The organism is Neobacillus sp. BF23-41 (assembly GCF_041106275.1).
Genome location: NZ_JBGBPR010000001.1, coordinates 173,219 through 191,363, shown reverse-complemented (window position 1 = coordinate 191,363; position 18,145 = coordinate 173,219). Strand labels below are relative to the sequence as shown.

General features: G+C 39.1%; 20 protein-coding genes. All 20 read left to right on the top strand.

Translation table 11 applies throughout. The features are described 5' to 3' along the window. Nucleotides 1-9: 9 nt before the first annotated feature. Nucleotides 10-996, top strand: coding sequence for a signal recognition particle-docking protein FtsY (ftsY, locus tag AB7942_RS00820; protein WP_098933016.1), 987 nt, complete (start codon nt 10-12; stop codon nt 994-996). 95 nt (nt 997-1,091) lie between these two features. Continuing rightward, nucleotides 1,092-1,424, top strand: a complete 333-nt coding sequence (locus AB7942_RS00815) for a putative DNA-binding protein (RefSeq protein ID WP_369445456.1) — start codon at nt 1,092-1,094, stop codon at nt 1,422-1,424. Nucleotides 1,425-1,436: 12 nt separating this feature from the next. Further along, nucleotides 1,437-2,789: a signal recognition particle protein gene (ffh, locus tag AB7942_RS00810; RefSeq protein ID WP_088086360.1), complete on the top strand. Its 1,353-nt coding sequence runs from the start codon at nt 1,437-1,439 to the stop codon at nt 2,787-2,789. A gap of 109 nt (nt 2,790-2,898) precedes the next feature. Further along, entirely contained in the window at nt 2,899-3,171 is a 273-nt protein-coding gene (gene rpsP, locus AB7942_RS00805; protein WP_088086361.1) for a 30S ribosomal protein S16, read from the top strand. A gap of 13 nt (nt 3,172-3,184) precedes the next feature. Continuing rightward, the gene (locus AB7942_RS00800; RefSeq protein WP_088086362.1) at nt 3,185-3,415 is read left to right on the top strand and encodes a KH domain-containing protein; all 231 of its coding nucleotides are present in this window, start codon (nt 3,185-3,187) and stop codon (nt 3,413-3,415) included. Between the two features lie 122 nt (nt 3,416-3,537). Next, nucleotides 3,538-3,924: a YlqD family protein gene (locus AB7942_RS00795; protein WP_369445455.1), complete on the top strand. Its 387-nt coding sequence runs from the start codon at nt 3,538-3,540 to the stop codon at nt 3,922-3,924. A 12-nt stretch (nt 3,925-3,936) separates the two neighbouring features. After that, entirely contained in the window at nt 3,937-4,455 is a 519-nt protein-coding gene (rimM, locus tag AB7942_RS00790; protein WP_088086364.1) for a ribosome maturation factor RimM, read from the top strand. Further along, a complete protein-coding gene (gene trmD / locus AB7942_RS00785) occupies nt 4,452-5,195 on the top strand; it encodes a tRNA (guanosine(37)-N1)-methyltransferase TrmD (protein ID WP_369445454.1) in 744 nt (247 codons plus the stop codon). Before rimM ends, trmD begins: the two co-directional genes overlap by 4 nt. Before the next feature lie 145 nt (nt 5,196-5,340). Continuing rightward, entirely contained in the window at nt 5,341-5,685 is a 345-nt protein-coding gene (gene rplS / locus AB7942_RS00780) for a 50S ribosomal protein L19 (RefSeq protein WP_026566443.1), read from the top strand. 218 nt (nt 5,686-5,903) lie between these two features. Further along, nucleotides 5,904-6,461: a signal peptidase I gene (gene lepB, locus AB7942_RS00775; RefSeq protein ID WP_088086366.1), complete on the top strand. Its 558-nt coding sequence runs from the start codon at nt 5,904-5,906 to the stop codon at nt 6,459-6,461. Between the two features lie 147 nt (nt 6,462-6,608). After that, nucleotides 6,609-7,472 (top strand): ribosome biogenesis GTPase YlqF, encoded by an 864-nt coding sequence (gene ylqF / locus AB7942_RS00770; RefSeq protein ID WP_369445453.1) that lies wholly within the window; start codon nt 6,609-6,611, stop codon nt 7,470-7,472. Between the two features lie 130 nt (nt 7,473-7,602). Then, nucleotides 7,603-8,265 carry an L-serine ammonia-lyase, iron-sulfur-dependent subunit beta gene (gene sdaAB, locus AB7942_RS00765; RefSeq protein WP_335438590.1) on the top strand — a complete coding sequence of 221 codons (663 nt, stop codon included), beginning with the start codon at nt 7,603-7,605 and terminating at the stop codon, nt 8,263-8,265. 30 nt (nt 8,266-8,295) lie between these two features. Then, nucleotides 8,296-9,201, top strand: coding sequence for an L-serine ammonia-lyase, iron-sulfur-dependent, subunit alpha (sdaAA, locus tag AB7942_RS00760; protein ID WP_369445452.1), 906 nt, complete (start codon nt 8,296-8,298; stop codon nt 9,199-9,201). Nucleotides 9,202-9,297: 96 nt separating this feature from the next. After that, nucleotides 9,298-10,065: a ribonuclease HII gene (locus AB7942_RS00755; protein WP_369445451.1), complete on the top strand. Its 768-nt coding sequence runs from the start codon at nt 9,298-9,300 to the stop codon at nt 10,063-10,065. A 233-nt stretch (nt 10,066-10,298) separates the two neighbouring features. Further along, nucleotides 10,299-11,459, top strand: coding sequence for an ADP-forming succinate--CoA ligase subunit beta (gene sucC, locus AB7942_RS00750; protein ID WP_088086371.1), 1,161 nt, complete (start codon nt 10,299-10,301; stop codon nt 11,457-11,459). A gap of 22 nt (nt 11,460-11,481) precedes the next feature. Continuing rightward, complete coding sequence (gene sucD / locus AB7942_RS00745) at nt 11,482-12,384, top strand: succinate--CoA ligase subunit alpha (RefSeq protein ID WP_088086372.1); 903 nt, start codon at nt 11,482-11,484, stop codon at nt 12,382-12,384. A gap of 90 nt (nt 12,385-12,474) precedes the next feature. After that, nucleotides 12,475-13,362 (top strand): DNA-processing protein DprA, encoded by an 888-nt coding sequence (gene dprA / locus AB7942_RS00740; protein ID WP_369445450.1) that lies wholly within the window; start codon nt 12,475-12,477, stop codon nt 13,360-13,362. A 338-nt stretch (nt 13,363-13,700) separates the two neighbouring features. Then, nucleotides 13,701-15,779 (top strand): type I DNA topoisomerase, encoded by a 2,079-nt coding sequence (topA, locus tag AB7942_RS00735; RefSeq protein WP_098933011.1) that lies wholly within the window; start codon nt 13,701-13,703, stop codon nt 15,777-15,779. Nucleotides 15,780-15,946: 167 nt separating this feature from the next. Beyond that, nucleotides 15,947-17,254 (top strand): FADH(2)-oxidizing methylenetetrahydrofolate--tRNA-(uracil(54)-C(5))-methyltransferase TrmFO, encoded by a 1,308-nt coding sequence (trmFO, locus tag AB7942_RS00730; RefSeq protein WP_369445449.1) that lies wholly within the window; start codon nt 15,947-15,949, stop codon nt 17,252-17,254. A 330-nt stretch (nt 17,255-17,584) separates the two neighbouring features. After that, a complete protein-coding gene (gene hslV / locus AB7942_RS00725) occupies nt 17,585-18,127 on the top strand; it encodes an ATP-dependent protease subunit HslV (protein ID WP_088086376.1) in 543 nt (180 codons plus the stop codon). The last annotated feature ends 18 nt before the right edge of the window (nt 18,128-18,145 follow it).

The window sequence follows — 18,145 nt, the reverse complement described above, 5'->3', positions numbered from 1 at the left end:
GTGAAAAAAATGAGTTTTTTTAAAAAATTAAAAGAAAAAATCACAAAATCCACGGATACGGTGACAGAGAAGTTTAAGGAAGGTCTTACAAAAACAAGGGATAATTTCTCAGGAAAAGTAAACGACCTTGTTGCTAGGTACCGTAAAGTAGATGAAGACTTTTTTGAAGAATTAGAAGAAATCATGATCCAGGCTGATGTAGGCTTTGATACAGTGATGAAACTGATTGAAGAGTTGAAAATGGAAGTTAAACGCCGGAACATCCAAGACCCACAGGAAGTACAAAGTGTAATATCCGAGAAGTTGGTTGATATCTACAATGCGGGTGAAGAACAATCCTCAAAATTAAATATTCAAGAGGACGGGCTGACAGTCATTCTATTTGTTGGAGTTAATGGGGTTGGAAAAACAACAACAATCGGTAAGCTTGGGTTCAAGTTTAAGAAAGAAGGAAAGAAAGTACTATTAGCAGCAGGAGATACTTTCCGTGCTGGTGCAATTGAACAACTTGAAGTCTGGGGAGAAAGAGTCGGCGTCGATGTTATTAAGCAATCGGAAGGGTCGGACCCTGCCGCGGTTATGTACGATGCCATACAGGCAGCTAAATCTCGGAAAACAGATATTTTGTTATGTGATACTGCTGGCCGCTTGCAAAACAAAGTAAATTTAATGAAGGAGCTTGAAAAGGTAAAACGTGTGATAGAAAAAGAAATTCCCGGGGCCCCTCATGAAGTAATTTTAGTCCTTGACGCAACAACTGGTCAAAACGCCCTGATCCAGGCAAAAACCTTTAAAGAAGTGACAAATGTTAGTGGAATTGTTCTTTCAAAATTAGACGGAACGGCAAAAGGCGGAATCGTCCTTGCCATCCGCAATGAATTAAAAATTCCTGTGAAATTTGTTGGTCTTGGCGAAAAAATGGATGACCTTCAAGAATTTGATGCGGAAAAATATGTGTATGGTTTATTTGCAGATGAAGTGGAAAAAGCAGATTAATGGATGTAAAGGTATTATCTTGACAGATAATCTCTGACCTTGTAAACTACTTATGTAAAGGCTTTTCACTTAACATGCGCATTGGAGGGGATTGCATGCTTGAAAAGACGACACGAATGAACTATCTTTATGACTTTTACCATTCGTTGTTAACCCCAAAGCAGCAAAGCTATATGTCTCTCTATTATCTAGATGATTACTCTTTAGGAGAAATAGCCGAAGAGTATGATATAAGCCGCCAAGCCGTTTATGATAATATCAAGCGGACGGAGGCAATGCTCGAGGAGTATGAGGAAAAGCTGCTATTATTTCAGAAATTTCAAGGGCGCAGCAAACTTTTAAGAAATGTAAAAGAATTGCTCAATGAGGATCACCCTTCAAAGCAGGCAATGTTAGAAGCTGTTGCCGAGTTGGAGAATTTAGATTAGGAGGCGGCATGAATGGCATTTGAAGGATTAGCCGACCGACTGCAAAATACAATTCAAAAAATCCGCGGAAAAGGGAAAGTTTCAGAAGCGGATGTAAAAGAAATGATGCGTGAAGTACGTCTAGCTTTACTAGAAGCGGACGTAAACTTCAAGGTTGTTAAAGATTTTGTGAAAAAGGTCAGTGAACGTGCCGTTGGGCAGGAAGTACTGAAAAGCTTAACACCTGGACAGCAAATTATTAAAATCGTTAATGAAGAATTGACGGAATTAATGGGTGGAGAACAAAGCAAAATCGCCGTGTCTAATCGTCCGCCAACGGTCATTATGATGGTCGGGTTACAGGGTGCTGGTAAAACAACAACATCCGGAAAGCTTGCCAACTTGCTTCGCAAAAAGTATAACCGTAAGCCATTGCTTGTTGCTGCAGATATTTATCGGCCTGCTGCGATCAAGCAACTTGAAACGCTAGGAAAGCAATTAGACATGCCAGTTTTCTCACTTGGTGATCAAGTAAGCCCTGTCGAAATTGCAAGGCAAGCCATTGCGAAAGCAAAAGAAGAGCATCATGACTATGTCCTTATTGATACCGCCGGCCGACTTCATGTTGATGAAGCATTAATGGGTGAGTTAAAGGACATTAAGGAACTGACTAAACCTGATGAAATCTTCCTAGTCGTTGATGCCATGACAGGTCAAGACGCAGTCAATGTGGCCCAAAGCTTTAACGAACAGCTCGGATTAACTGGGGTTGTGTTAACAAAGCTGGATGGTGATACCAGAGGCGGGGCGGCACTTTCAATCCGGGCAGTAACGCAAACACCAATTAAATTTGTCGGTCTAGGCGAGAAGTTAGATGCACTTGAACCTTTTCACCCTGAACGTATGGCATCTAGAATCCTTGGTATGGGTGACGTGCTGACTTTGATTGAGAAGGCACAAGCCAATGTTGATGAAGAAAAGGCTAAAGAGTTGGAACAAAAAATGCGGACAGCTACGTTTACGCTTGAGGATTTTTTGGATCAGCTTGGTCAGGTTCGTAATTTAGGGCCGCTTGATGAACTATTAAAGATGATGCCTGGTGCAAACAAGATTAAAGGGTTAAATAATCTTCAAATCGATGAAAAGCAAATTGCTCATGTTGAGGCAATCATCCGTTCAATGACGACTCTTGAAAAAAATAATCCAGAAATCTTGAACGCTAAACGAAAAAACCGAATTGCTAAAGGCAGCGGTCGTTCTGTAACTGAAGTAAACCGTTTGTTGAAACAGTTTGAAGATATGAAAAAAATGATGAAACAAATGACTGGAATGCAGGCAAAAGGTAAGAAAAAAGGTGGATTTAAACTTCCTTTCAAGCCGTTTTAAGCTGTAGAAAATTGGTAATACTGTATGTAAAGAAAAAACACTTTACAAACTATAAAAGAATTGATATTATACTATCTTGTGTGAAACTATTCGGAGGTGCTTATTTAAAATGGCAGTAAAAATTCGTTTAAAACGTATGGGAGCAAACAAAACTCCTTTCTATCGTATCGTAGTAGCAGATTCTCGTTCACCACGTGATGGACGTTACATTGAGGTTGTAGGAACTTACAATCCTGTTGCGCAACCAGCTAAAGTTGACATCAACGAAGAATTAGCTCTTAAATGGTTACAAGACGGTGCTAAACCATCTGATACAGTACGTAACCTTTTCTCTAATCAAGGCATCATGGAAAAATTCCATAATGCAAAATTAAGTAAGTAACTCAGGGACGACGATGAAACAATTAGTCGAAACGATTGTTAAGCCCCTAGTTGATTTTCCAGAAGACGTTCGTGTGGATGTTGTGGAAGACGACAACCGTGTAACCTATCAGTTATTTGTTAATAAAACAGATATGGGAAAAGTTATCGGTAAGCAAGGGCGCGTTGCAAAGGCCATTAGAACTGTTGTTTATGCAGCAGGATCATCACAACAAAAGAAAATTTTTCTAGAAATTGGTGAATAGCTTTTTGCATCTAGATAAAAGGGAGGAATTATTTCCTCCCTTTTTTGCTATAAGAAAAGCGGAGCCGCTGGGCGCTGGAGCTAGACAGTTCTCAAAGTTCAATGAACGAGGGAGGCATCTCTTTGCAAATCATTCAAACTGTTGTGGTAAAACAAATTCTAACGGAAAATAGTAAGAAAAAAATATTTGACCAATACGAGGCAAAAAAGCTGCAGTACCAAAGGGAGATTAGTCAGCTTCAATTTGAGCTGAAGCGTTTGGAAAAAACCAAGGGATATTCCCCTGGAGAGTTAAAGAATCATTTTGAAAAAGAAATCAATAAACGTTTGGAAAAAGAAAAGCTTATTGAGTTTCAAATCGAACAATTACATATTCTGCCATTAGGCAGTGAGTTAAAGGAAAAGGAAGTACAAGCCCTCGTTGAAATTAAGATAGGTGACATATGGAACGGGCGGATTGGGCAACCTACAATTATCATAAAAGACGGAATAATAGAAGATATTCGCTAGAGGTGTAAAAATATGGAAAAATGGTTTAATGTCGGAAAAATTGTAAACACACAGGGGCTAAAGGGTGAAGTCCGAGTTATATCAAAGACTGACTTCCCTGAGAAACGCTATAAGGCAGGAAATGTATTATATTTGTTTATGCCTAATTCTAGTTCGCCGATTGAACTAACAGTTAAAAGCCGCCGAACCCATAAAAATTTTGAATTACTAACATTTGAAGGTTATAACAATATCAATGAAGTAGAAAAATTTAGGGATGGAATTCTAAAAGTACCTGAAACACAGCTTGGTACATTAAATGAGGATGAATTTTATTACCATGAGATTATTGGATGCCTTGTTGCTACAACAAAAGGCGAGGAGCTTGGAAAAGTTTCTGAAATTCTATCTCCTGGTGCCAATGACGTTTGGGTGGTTAAAGGTAAAGGCGGCAAAGAAATACTAATCCCTTATATCCATGATGTGGTCAAGAAAGTAGATGTGAAAGAAAAAGTCATATTAATCGATCCAATCGAAGGTTTACTTTCATGATGCAAATAGATATTCTCACCCTATTTCCGGAGATGTTTACCGGGGTACTGGGACAATCGATATTGCAAAAGGCTGCTGAGAAATCTGCGGTCAACTATAACGTCGTCAATTTTCGCGAGTTTGCTGATAATAAACATTCAACTGTGGATGATTATCCCTACGGCGGCGGAGCTGGTATGGTATTAAAACCGCAGCCCATTTTTGATGCTGTAACAGCCCTCAAGGAAAAAACAAAAAGTACGAATCCACGGGTGATTCTTCTTTGTCCGCAGGGTGAACGATATGAGCAGCGGAAAGCGGAGGAATTGGCAAAGGAAGAGCATTTGATTTTTATCTGTGGGCATTACGAGGGTTATGACGAACGAATTCGTGAACATGTAGTAACAGATGAAATCTCAATTGGTGATTATGTCTTAACTGGCGGTGAACTTGGTGCGATGGTTATCGTTGATAGTGTAGTCCGACTCTTACCAGAAGTGCTGGGAAATCAAGAATCTCATATGAAGGACTCTTTTAGCACAGGACTGCTTGAGCATCCTCACTACACAAGACCTGCTGATTTCCGGGGACTAAAGGTTCCAGAAGTTCTATTATCAGGTAATCATAAATTAATAGAAGAATGGCGTAATAAAGAAGCGTTACGGCGAACAATATTAAGACGTCCAGACCTACTTGAGAAAATAGAATTGACTAATGAACAGGAAAAATGGCTTAAAGAAGTAAAAAAAGAATACGAGTAGTATTGCGCGAGTTTAGCAATTATGGTATGATACTACTTGTGACTTGAGCTGATACGAATCAGATTGTGGTCTTATAACGATGTTCCGCTGCAATATAATTAAGAGTTTGATGTGCATGAGCGTCTGTTGGAAGGAGTTGAAAACGATGCAAAAATTGATTGAAGAAATCACAAAAGAACAACTTCGTACTGATCTTCCTGCTTTCCGTCCTGGTGACACTGTACGTGTACACGTTAAAGTTGTCGAGGGTACTCGTGAGCGTATTCAGTTATTTGAAGGTGTTGTAATTAAGCGTCGTGGTGGTGGAATTAGCGAAACTTTTACAGTTCGTAAAATTTCTTACGGAGTAGGCGTTGAGCGTACTTTCCCAGTACACACACCAAAAATTGCGAAGCTAGAAGTACTTCGTCGCGGTAAAGTTCGCCGTGCTAAGCTTTACTACTTACGTAACCTTCGTGGTAAAAAAGCAAGAATTAAAGAGATTCGATAATATTAAAAGAAAAAGAGCTTGCTCGGGAGCAGGCTCTTTTTTTTATATTACTGATTTGATGTCCTTGTAATATTAAATTATGAGTTTATAAATTGATGCTGATTTTTTAACAATTATTAAAGTTTGATTAAAAATATGATCCCAGCGTGTTAAAATTATTGAAGTTATGTAAAATAAATTTATAAAACATTTTTTTACGTAGAATGGCGGGGATTGTTATGACAAAAAAGAAAAATGAACTCTGGGAATGGACAAAGGCCCTTTTGATTGCTGTCATATTAGCTGCAGTTATCCGGTACTTCCTTTTTGCTCCAATCGTTGTCGATGGTTTATCGATGATGCCGACATTGAAGGATCAGGATCGAATGATTGTAAATAAGTTTAGTTATAATATTGGTGAGCCAAAGCGATTTGATATCATTGTCTTTCATGCACCAGAACAAAAGGATTACATAAAGCGCGTGATTGGATTGCCAGGCGACACAATTGAGTATAAAGATGATACATTATATGTTAATGGAAAAGCGTATAAAGAGCCATATTTGGATAAATATAAAAAAGAAGTAGAGGATGGACCGTTAACAGATCCATTTACCTTGGAAGAAAAAATAGGTCGAAAAACAGTTCCGGAAGGTGAATTGTTTGTTATGGGTGACAATCGCCGCTTCAGTAAAGATAGTCGGCATATTGGGACCATTTCCTATGATAAAATTATCGGTAAAACCAGTTTCGTTTACTGGCCTTTAAATGATGCACATATCGTAACAGTGAAATAGAATTGTACTATCCAGCTTCAGCGCCTAGCCCCTCGATGGTCTACAGCCAATCCGTCATGAAGGTTAAAAAGCAACCTTCCTGCCGGTTTGTCTTATGCTTGTCGGGGCTGGTCAAGGCGCTTACGCTTTTAAGGGAGGTGGCCAGCTATGACGATCCAATGGTTTCCAGGCCATATGGCTAAGGCTCGCAGAGAGGTCACGGAAAAGTTAAAATTAGTAGATATTATTTTTGAATTAGTGGACGCGAGGATTCCCTATTCCTCGAGAAATCCGATGATAGATGAAATCATTCAGCATAAGCCAAGGCTTGTCTTATTAAATAAGGCTGACATGGCGGATAAAGAAGCAACCAGGGAATGGATTGAGTTTTTTGCGAATAAAGGTATTAAAGCACTCGCTATAAATTCTCATGCGGGAGAAGGCATGAGAGACATTGCCAACGCTTCAAAGGAAATATTGAAGGAAAAGTTTGACCGTTTAAGAGCTAGAGGTGTCAATAATCCAAGAGCGATCCGAGCAATGATAGTTGGAATTCCTAACGCTGGTAAATCGACGTTAATCAATCGATTGGCAAAGAAAAATATCGCTAAAACAGGAAATACGCCTGGTGTAACAAAGGCCCAACAATGGATTAAAGTGGGGAAGGAAATGGAACTGCTTGATACTCCGGGGATTTTATGGCCAAAATTTGAAGACCAAGAAGTCGGCAAAAAACTTGCTGTTACAGGCGCAATCAAAGATACGTTATTAAATCTTCAGGATCTTACTGTCTATACTCTTAAGTATTTAGAACGAGCATATCCAGATCGTTTAAAAGAACGGTACAATCTTGATAACCTTCCTGAGGATGTTGTAGAGATGTTTGACAAAATAGGAGTACTGCGTGGATGCCTTATGGCTGGTGGTATCGTTGATTATGATAAGGTTTCAGAATTGGTCATCAAGGAAATTAGGTCAGAAAAGTTTGGTCGGATTACATTTGAACGACCGACTGATTTTTTGGTTGAATAACGAAAAACTATAGCTTAAGCTCTCCTAGGCGGAGAGTCTTTTTTATGTAATAATTTACCACTATTTATTGTAGGCAATCTAGCCGGATATCTTGTAAAATAAATTGAGTGAAAGTAAAGGAGCGTTCTAAATGAAATATCGATCTGCATTTGATATTATTGGTCCCGTCATGATTGGACCATCTAGCTCTCATACCGCAGGCGCAGCGCGAATTGGCAGGGTAGCAAGAACCTTATTTGGTCAGCTGCCAAAGAAAGCCATCATCTCATTGTACGGTTCATTTGCAAAAACCTATAAGGGACATGGAACAGACTTTGCCATCGTGGCAGGGCTGTTAGATTTTGATACTTTTGATGGACGGATGCCACAATCCTTGGAAATAGCAAAACAAATGGGTTTAGAGGTAATCTTTTGTATTGAAGAGGCTGTGATGGATCATCCCAATACCGTAAAAATTAATTTATATAATGATGATAACGAACTCGAATTAGTTGGGATTTCAATTGGCGGGGGTACGATTGAGATAACAGAGTTAAACTCCTTCCCGTTGAAGCTTTCCGGTGAACATCCCGCAATCTTGGTTGTTCATCAAGATCGATTTGGTATTATCTCAGCAGTAACAAGTGTTTTATCAAAGTATCAAATTAATATTGGTCATATGGAAGTTTCTCGATTAGAAAAAGGAGAAATGGCTTTAATGGTTATTGAAGTTGATCAGAAAATTGATGAAATAGTGATAGAGGAACTACATCAACTTTCAAGTGTATCGCAAATTATTCGTATGGTGGAATAGACCATTAATTAGCCAGCGGGAGGTGTCATTATGTTTAGAAATGTAGCAGAACTTGTTCAGTTGGCAGAGAGCAATCAAGTAAAAATAGCGGAAATTATGATCCAGCAAGAAATAGAAGTTTCTGGCCTTTCTAGAGAAGAAATAATTGCTAAAATGGATAAGAACTTAACGATTATGGAACAAGCAGTGGAAAGAGGACTTAACGGTGTGTACTCACATACAGGCCTTACCGGTGGAGACGCAGTATTGCTCCAAAACTATATTAAAAGTGGCAAGGCGCTGGGGGGAACCATTTTATTAGATGCCGTCAGTAAAGCGGTGGCGACCAATGAAGTGAACGCCGCAATGGGCGTAATTTGTGCAACGCCAACAGCTGGTTCAGCAGGTGTCGTACCAGGAACATTATTTGCAGTAAAAGAAAAATTAAATCCAACCCGACAAGAAATGATTGAATTTTTATTTACCTCAGCGGCTTTTGGATTTGTAGTCGCAAATAATGCCTCTATTTCTGGTGCGGCAGGGGGATGTCAAGCAGAGGTAGGCTCTGCAAGTGGTATGGCTGCAGCTTCGATTGTAGAATTGGCTGGTGGGTCACCCAAGCAAGCTGCAGAAGCGATGGCAATCACATTGAAGAATATGCTTGGATTAGTTTGTGATCCTGTAGCAGGCTTAGTTGAAGTTCCTTGTGTGAAACGAAATGCAATGGGTGCTTCCAATGCCATCACGGCAGCGGATATGGCACTTGCTGGCATTACAAGCAGAATCCCCTGCGATGAAGTCATTCATGCGATGTTCTTAATTGGCCAATCCATGCCATCTGCCTTAAGGGAAACAGCGGAAGGTGGTCTTGCTGCGACTCCGACAGGAAGAAGACTTGAACAAGAAATTTTTGGCACAAGCCAAACATTCAAACTAAAAGACTTAGTTATATCCTAACGGAATGAAATAACACCCAAGTTCATCTCGAATATTGGGTGTTATTTTGTTGTTGTTAACATAATAGCCAAGATAACAATTACAATGGGTGATAAGATGAAGCAATTAACAATCGCAGAAATTGAACGACAATTGGAAAATATATCAGTAGAAACTGATCCGTTCTTGTTGGGTATTCTTCAAGATGAGCGGAAGGGTGTCCAACAGCTGGTACATAGATGGAGTAAGAAATATGAGGAGAATCATCGACTAAAAGAAAAGTTTGTTGAAATGAATGTCTATGAGCATAAATGGCGCAAAAGAGGATATGAAAAGATTGCCGGTATCGATGAAGTGGGTAGAGGGCCGCTTGCAGGTCCGGTGGTTGCAGCAGCTGTCATTTTGCCAGAAGACTTTTACTTAGCAGGGATAGACGACTCTAAGAAGCTCTCTGAAAAAAAACGCTTGGAATTCGATTCGATAATTAGAAAAGAAGCGATTGCCTTCAGTATTGCAATGATCCATGCCAAGGAAATAGATGAAATTAATATTTATGAAGCTACAAAAAAAGCAATGAAAGCTGCAATCTCATCCTTAGATCCAAAGCCGGATTTATTGCTAATTGACGCAATGAAGCTGGAAACCCCTTTTACCTCTGAATCTATTATTAAGGGTGATTCAAAAAGTATCTCTATCGCCGCCGCTTCGATTATAGCGAAAGTAGCAAGAGATGATTTGATGAAGGAAATTTCACAGACCTATCCAGTCTATGGATTTCAACAGAACATGGGCTACGGAACAAAGGAACATATCGAAGCCATCCAAAAACACGGAATAACCTCTTATCACAGAAAAAGTTTCGCACCAGTAAAGGATTTTGTTTAATTATAAAACACGATAATAAAAAACAGGCACTGCTTGTTTTTTATTATTGTAGAAAACAAATTATACCAATTAAGGTGTAGATTCCCTTGATTTATTCAAAACAAACATTTGATTATTCTGAATATTTTTAAGGTGTATATAATTTTTTAGCATAATGGTAGACAAGGTAACTGTCATTATATAAAATGAAAACGGAGTCAGTTTTTAGAAGAGTTTGAATAGGAGGATGGGAAATGAATATCCATGAGTATCAAGGGAAAGAGATCCTCAGAAAATACGGGGTAGCAGTTCCGAATGGGAAAGTAGCATTCACTGTAGAAGAAGCAGTGGAAGCAGCAAAAGAACTAGGCACACAGGTTTGTGTGGTAAAAGCACAAATCCATGCTGGCGGACGGGGGAAAGCCGGTGGTGTTAAAGTTGCGAAAAACCTTGATGAGGTTCGTACATATGCAAGCGAAATCCTCGGCAAAACACTTGTAACACACCAAACAGGTCCTGAAGGAAAAGAAGTCAAGCGCCTGCTTATTGAAGAAGGCTGTGACATCAAAAAAGAATATTATGTTGGTTTAGTATTAGACCGCGCTACTTCACGTGTTGTCCTAATGGCATCTGAAGAAGGCGGAACGGAAATCGAAGAGGTTGCTGAAAAGACTCCAGAGAAAATTTTTAAAGAAGAAATTGATCCAGTAGTCGGATTACAGCCATTCCAAGCTCGTCGAATTGCGTTCAATATTAATATTCCAAAAGAATTAATTAATCAAGCTGTAAAATTTATGACGGCTTTGTATAGCGCCTATATCGAGAAAGATTGCTCGATTGCGGAAATCAACCCGCTCGTTGTTACAGGTGACGGTAAGGTAATGGCACTTGATGCAAAATTGAACTTTGACTCAAATGCCCTATATCGTCAGAAAGATGTACTAGAGTACCGTGACCTTGAAGAAGAGGATGCAAAGGAAATTGAAGCATCTAAATATGATTTAAGCTATGTTGCTTTAGATGGAAACATTGGCTGTATGGTTAATGGCGCAGGACTTGCCATGTCAACGATGGATATAATTAAACATTACGGCGGCGATCCCGCAAACTTCCTTGATGTTGGGGGCGGCGCGACAGCTGAAAAGGTTACAGAGGCATTCAAAATTATCCTTTCTGATCCAAACGTAAAAGGTATTTTCGTCAATATCTTTGGTGGAATCATGAAGTGTGATGTTATTGCTGAGGGTGTAGTAGAAGCAGCTAAGCAGGTTGGACTTAGTGTTCCACTTGTTGTTCGCTTAGAGGGAACAAATGTTGACTTAGGTAAGAAAATTCTATCAGAGTCAAGTGTAGACATTATTGCTGCTGAATCCATGGCTGACGGCGCACAAAAAATCGTTTCATTAGTGAAATAGGATCGAAGAAAGGGGAATTAACGTGAGCGTTTTTATTAATAAAGATACAAAGGTTATTGTTCAAGGGATTACAGGATCAACAGCCCTGTTTCATACAAAGCAAATGCTTGAATATGGTACACAGATTGTTGGCGGTACCTCTCCAGGAAAAGGCGGGTTGGAAGTAGAAGGTGTGCCTGTTTTTAACACGGTTAAAGATGCTGTTGAAGCAACTGGTGCAACTGCATCCGTTATTTACGTACCGGCACCATTTGCTGCAGATGCGATTATCGAAGCGGTTGATGCAGAATTGGATCTTGCTATCTGTATCACTGAACATATTCCGGTATTGGATATGGTTAAAGTTAAGCGTTATATGGAAGGTAAAAAGACTCGCTTAGTCGGTCCGAACTGTCCTGGTGTTATTACAGCTGATGAGTGTAAAATCGGCATCATGCCTGGTTATATCCATACAAAAGGCCATGTGGGTGTTGTATCACGCTCTGGAACATTAACATACGAAGCGGTTCACCAATTAACACAAGCCGGATTAGGCCAAACAACTGCTGTTGGTATCGGCGGCGATCCTGTTAACGGAACAAACTTCATCGATGTATTAAAAGCATTTAATGAAGATCCTGAAACATATGCTGTTATTATGATTGGTGAAATCGGCGGTACTGCCGAAGAAGAAGCTGCTGAGTGGGTTAAAGCAAACATGACCAAGCCTGTTGTTGGCTTCATCGGTGGACGTACAGCGCCTCCAGGAAAACGTATGGGACACGCAGGTGCGATTATTTCAGGTGGTAAAGGTACTGCAGATGAAAAAATCCGCGTTATGAACGAATGCGGTATTAAAGTAGCTGACACTCCATCTGTGATGGGTGACACATTAATTGAAGTATTAAAAGAACAAGGTTTGTACGAAAAGTGTAAAACCCACTAATAATTGTGCAACTAGATAATTTCAGATAGTCCCTCAAAAACGAGGGGCTATTTATTCTAATTTTATATCTATAGGGAGGCAAATATTTAAATGGATGAATTCAAAGAAAAACTTATTTCCTTGCTGCATTACCCCAATATCTCCTGGAACACCGTTTTACAAATGCTAAAAAAAGACCCGACACTGCAGAACTTATATCAGTTACAAAAGCAATCCCCTCAGCATACATGCTTGTTTCCACCCACTACCACCAATAACCCTTCAGAAAAGTCTTCTAGCGCACCTCTTCATCCTGACATTATTCGTGATCAAATTCGTCAATACAAAACAAATGAGATTACAGTCATTACTATTTTAGATAAGGAATATCCACCATTATTAAAAGAAATATATCAGCCTCCATGGGTATTGTTTACCAAGGGTGATCTCTCGCTACTTGAAACAGACCCCAAACTTGCGGTTGTTGGTTCACGGCAAGCGACTCAATATGGGAAAAATGCAATTCGGTTGATTTTTCCAGGTTTAATTGATAAAGGTGTTCTAATTGTTAGCGGCTTAGCACGGGGAATTGATGCACTTGCACATGAATATGCAATAAAAAATGGAGGAAAAACAATAGCTGTGATTGCTGGTGGTTTCTATCATATCTATCCAAAGGAAAATACGAGTTTAGCTCTAGAAATGATGAAAAACCAGCTAGTTCTTTCGGAATACCCTCCAGATACTAAGCCGCTTAGATGGCATTTTCCATCTAGAAATCGAATTATTAGCGGTTTGTCAAAAGGGACATTTATTATAGAAGCAAAACGAAAAAGCGGATCACTCATCACGGCGAATTTTGCAGTAAATGAAGGAAGAGATGTATTTTCCTTGCCTGGAAGCATTTTTAATCCATATTCTATCGGGGCCAATGAATTAATTCAACAAGGTGCTAAACTTGTAACTGGTGCAGAGGATATTTTAGAGGAAATTAGATAAGACTCTTATCTAAAGAAATTTTGCTTAAAAATCGTTAATTTTGAAGGTTTTTATGAATAAACGGAGAATTTAGCTAAAAAAGGTTGCATTATTTTCTAATTTGTTATACATTTTCCAACAGATGTTCGAAAAAAAGAATATTTGGAAATGGAATAAATAATATTCATATTAATATATAAAGAAAAACTTGGGATAGGGCAGTTTTGTAAAGTATTTTCTCCGGTCTAATTAGGTAAAACTGGAATTTAGGAAAGCTTCTCAAATGATTAGCACCTTAGAAACAGCATTTGCCAGATTCGGGGCGCTTCTACACTTTCCCTCTTAAGGAGGATTTTAAAATGGCAGATTTTCTTGTAATCGTTGAATCGCCAGCAAAAGCGAAAACGATCGAACGATATTTAGGGAATAAATATAAAGTAAAAGCATCAATGGGACATATTCGCGATTTGCCACGGAGCCAAATGGGGGTCAATGTAGAAAATAGCTATGAACCAAAATATATTACAATACGCGGTAAAGGTCCTGTTTTAAAAGACTTAAAAACAGCGGCAAAAAAAGCAAAAAAAATCTATCTGGCAGCTGACCCTGATCGCGAAGGGGAAGCAATTGCATGGCATTTAGCCCATAGTTTATCTGTCGATATTAATTCAGATTGCCGGGTGGTTTTTAATGAAATCACAAAAGATGCGATAAAAGAGTCGTTTAAACATCCTCGGCCAATTAATATGGATTTGGTGGATGCTCAGCAGGCTCGTAGGATTCTTGATCGTCTAGTTGGGTATAATATCAGCCCGTTGCTCTGGAAGAAGGTAAAGAAAGGTTTAAGTGCAGGCCGGGTTCAATCTGTTGCCGTCCATTTAATTATTGATAGGGAAAAGGAAATCAAAGCCTTTGTCCCTGAAGAATATTGGACGATTGATGGAGAATTTTTAAAGGGGAAAGACCATTTTAGTGCCCAATATTTTTCTTTAGCTGACAAAGGAAAATTTGAACTGAAATCTGAACAAGATGTCCAAACCATTTTAAAACAAATGGATGATAATAAATTCAAAGTGGTATCTGTTACCAAAAAAGAAAGAAAGAGGAACCCGGCACCTCCCTTCATTACATCATCATTGCAACAAGAAGCAGCCAGAAAACTTAACTTCCGAGCAAAGAAAACGATGATGCTTGCACAGCAGCTTTATGAAGGGATTGAGCTTGGCAAAGAGGGTACGGTTGGTCTCATTACATATATGAGAACGGATTCAACACGGATTTCTGAAGTCGCCCAAACAGAGGCAGCTAATTACATCCGCTCAGAATATGGTGAAGATTATTTAAAAGATGAACAAAGAAAAGAGAAAAAGCAATCGAATGCCCAAGATGCACATGAAGGGATTCGACCAACCAGTACTTTAAGGGATCCCAATAGTTTAAAGACATTTTTATCAAGAGACCAACACCGATTATATAAATTAATCTGGGATCGGTTTTTAGCTAGTCAAATGGCTCAGGCCGTCATGGATACAATGAGCGTGGATTTACAAAATGGTAATGTCCTTTTCCGAGCAAATGGTTCAAAAATTAAGTTTCCTGGTTTCATAAAGCTTTATGTTGAGGGATCAGATGACCAAGTGGATGAAAAAGACAGAATGCTTCCTGACCTTAAAGAAGGGGATGAAGTGTTTAAAAAGGATATCGAGCCAAAGCAGCATTTCACTCAGCCACCGCCAAGGTATACGGAGGCAAGACTTGTTAAGACACTTGAGGAGCTTGGTATTGGTCGCCCGTCTACATACGCACCAACCCTTGACACGATTCAAAAGCGGGGCTATGTGGCACTCGATAATAAAAGATTTGTTCCAACCGAGCTCGGTGAAATTATCGATGAGTTGATTTTAGAGTTTTTTCCAGATATTCTAGATGTCGAATTTACAGCGAAAATGGAACAGGGCTTAGATAATATCGAAGATGGAAAAGTACCTTGGGTCAATATTATCGGTGAGTTTTATCAAGATTTTGAAATTCATTTAAAAAAAGCAGAAGAAGAAATGCAGTCTGTTGAAATCAAAGATGAACCGGCTGGTGAAGACTGTGAGAATTGTGGAAACCCTATGGTTTTTAAAATGGGTCGCTACGGAAAATTTATGGCTTGCAGCAATTTCCCAGATTGCCGAAATACAAAACCGATTGTTAAAGAAATCGGTGTTACCTGCCCTAATTGTAAAGAAGGACAGATTATTGAGCGTAAAAGTAAGAAAAAGCGACTCTTTTACGGTTGCACACAATACCCTGAATGCGAGTTTATCTCTTGGGATAAACCATTACCGAGGGAATGCCCGAAATGTGAAGGGCTTCTTGTTGAAAAGAAGCTAAAAAAAGGTGTTCAAGTTCAATGCGTTAAATGTGATTACAAGGAAGAACCGCAAAGTTAAAGTGAGAGTGGGCATAGTCCACTCTCTTCGTTATTTGCATAAAACTTTTTTCTTTTTCATTCGTATAGTACAATGCAAGATGGACTTAAAAGTGGGAAAAGTATTGATAGGTACGTGCACTACCTTTTATTTACATAAAACCATGGTATCTATTAGGAGGATTCTAAATGAAAGATGTCACAATTAACGTAATCGGTGCGGGATTAGCTGGAAGTGAAGCCGCATGGCAGATTGCGAAGCGTGGAGTAAAAGTTCGCTTATATGAGATGCGACCAGTGAAGCAAACACCTGCACACCATACAGATAAATTTGCAGAATTAGTTTGTAGTAATTCATTACGTGCCAACACACTAACAAATGCAGTAGGGGTGTTAAAGGAAGAAATGCGAAAGCTCGATTCCGTTATTATCGCTGCAGCGGATGCTTGTTCTGTTCCAGCAGGCGGTGCGTTAGCTGTTGATCGCCATGAATTTGCCGCAAAAGTAACAGATTTGGTTAAAAACCATGAAAATGTTACGGTTATTAATGAAGAAGTAACCGAAATTCCAGAGGGAACAACAATCATTGCAACGGGGCCGCTGACAAGTCCAGACCTTTCAGAGCAGCTCAAAGGGCTAACCGGTGAGGATTACCTTTATTTTTATGATGCTGCAGCACCGATACTTGAAAAGGAAAGCATAGACCTAGAGAAAGTTTATTTAAAATCCCGCTATGATAAAGGGGAAGCAGCCTATCTTAACTGCCCAATGACTGAAGAAGAATTTAACCGTTTCTATGAAGCGCTTATATCCGCTGAAACAGTTCCAGTAAAAGAATTTGAAAAGGAAGTCTTTTTCGAAGGGTGCATGCCAATCGAAGTGATGGCGTCACGGGGAAAGAAAACAATGCTTTTCGGTCCGTTAAAACCAGTTGGTTTAGAGGATCCCAAAACAGGAAAACGTCCATTTGCCGTAGTACAACTCCGTCAAGATGATGCCGCTGGCACACTTTTTAATATTGTCGGTTTTCAGACACATTTAAAGTGGGGTGCCCAAAAGGAAGTTCTACAATTAATACCAGGGTTAGAAAATGCGGAAATCATTCGATATGGTGTGATGCACCGTAATACATTTATCAATTCTCCCAAGGTACTGAAAGCAACTTACCAATTTCGTAAACGTGAAGATTTATTTTTTGCTGGTCAAATGACTGGAGTTGAAGGATACGTTGAATCTGCTGCTAGCGGTTTAGTTGCTGGTATAAATGCAGCACGTTTAATACAAGGGATGGAGCCGCTTGAATTTCCAGAAGAGACCGCGATTGGAAGCATGGCCCGATATATTACTACGACGAACGCTAAAAATTTTCAGCCAATGAATGCTAACTTTGGTTTATTTCCAGAGCTGCCGGTAAGAATTAAAGGAAAACAGGAGAGAAATTTAGAACACGCAAATAGAGCGTTAGAAACAATTCAGAACTTTGTGAAAGTTTTGTAAAGTTTATTGCAAGGGGATACGAAGTATGTTACGATTTAGAAGCCCTTGCGAGGTGAATATTATGACAAATGTGAATGTTTTTTTAAAGTTAATTATTGAGTATTTACAAATAGATTTTAATTACTCAAAATATACACTTGAACCTAATCAACATGACATCAGTAAAATTTCTTATCTGCATGGTGGTAATAACCCATAAAGTAATGAGGTCAAATATTCCAGTTAACATAGTCAGTTTTCATAACTTTCATGTAAATGGTAGTTCACCTGTTACATACTTATCTGCGAGGTAATGTGAATAGAAATCACTCCAAAGGGAGGCTCATCTTAATGAACCAATTTCATGCGACAACGATTTTTGCAATCCATCATAACGGTGAATATTCAATGTCAGGTGATGGACAAGTGACATTTGGTAATGCGGTAGTGATGAAGCACACAGCGAGAAAAGTAAGAAAGATATTTAATGGAAAGGTATTAGCAGGTTTTGCAGGTTCTGTTGCAGATGCTTTTACTCTTTTCGAACTGTTCGAGGGAAAATTAGAAGAATTTAACGGTAACCTTCAAAGAGCTGCTGTTGAGCTTGCCAAAGAGTGGCGAAGTGACAAAGTGCTCAGGAAGCTTGAAGCGATGCTAATTGTTATGAATCGTGAATATTTGCTGCTTGTTTCAGGAACTGGAGAAGTAATTGAACCTGACGATGGAATTCTTGCGATTGGTTCAGGTGGAAATTATGCATTATCTGCTGGACGTGCTTTAAAGAAATACTCAGGAGACCATTTATCTGCAAAGGAAATAGCAAAAGCTTCTTTAGAAATAGCAGCTGAAATATGTGTCTATACGAACCATAACATTATTGTTGAAGAGCTATAACGGGAAGGAGACTAATTA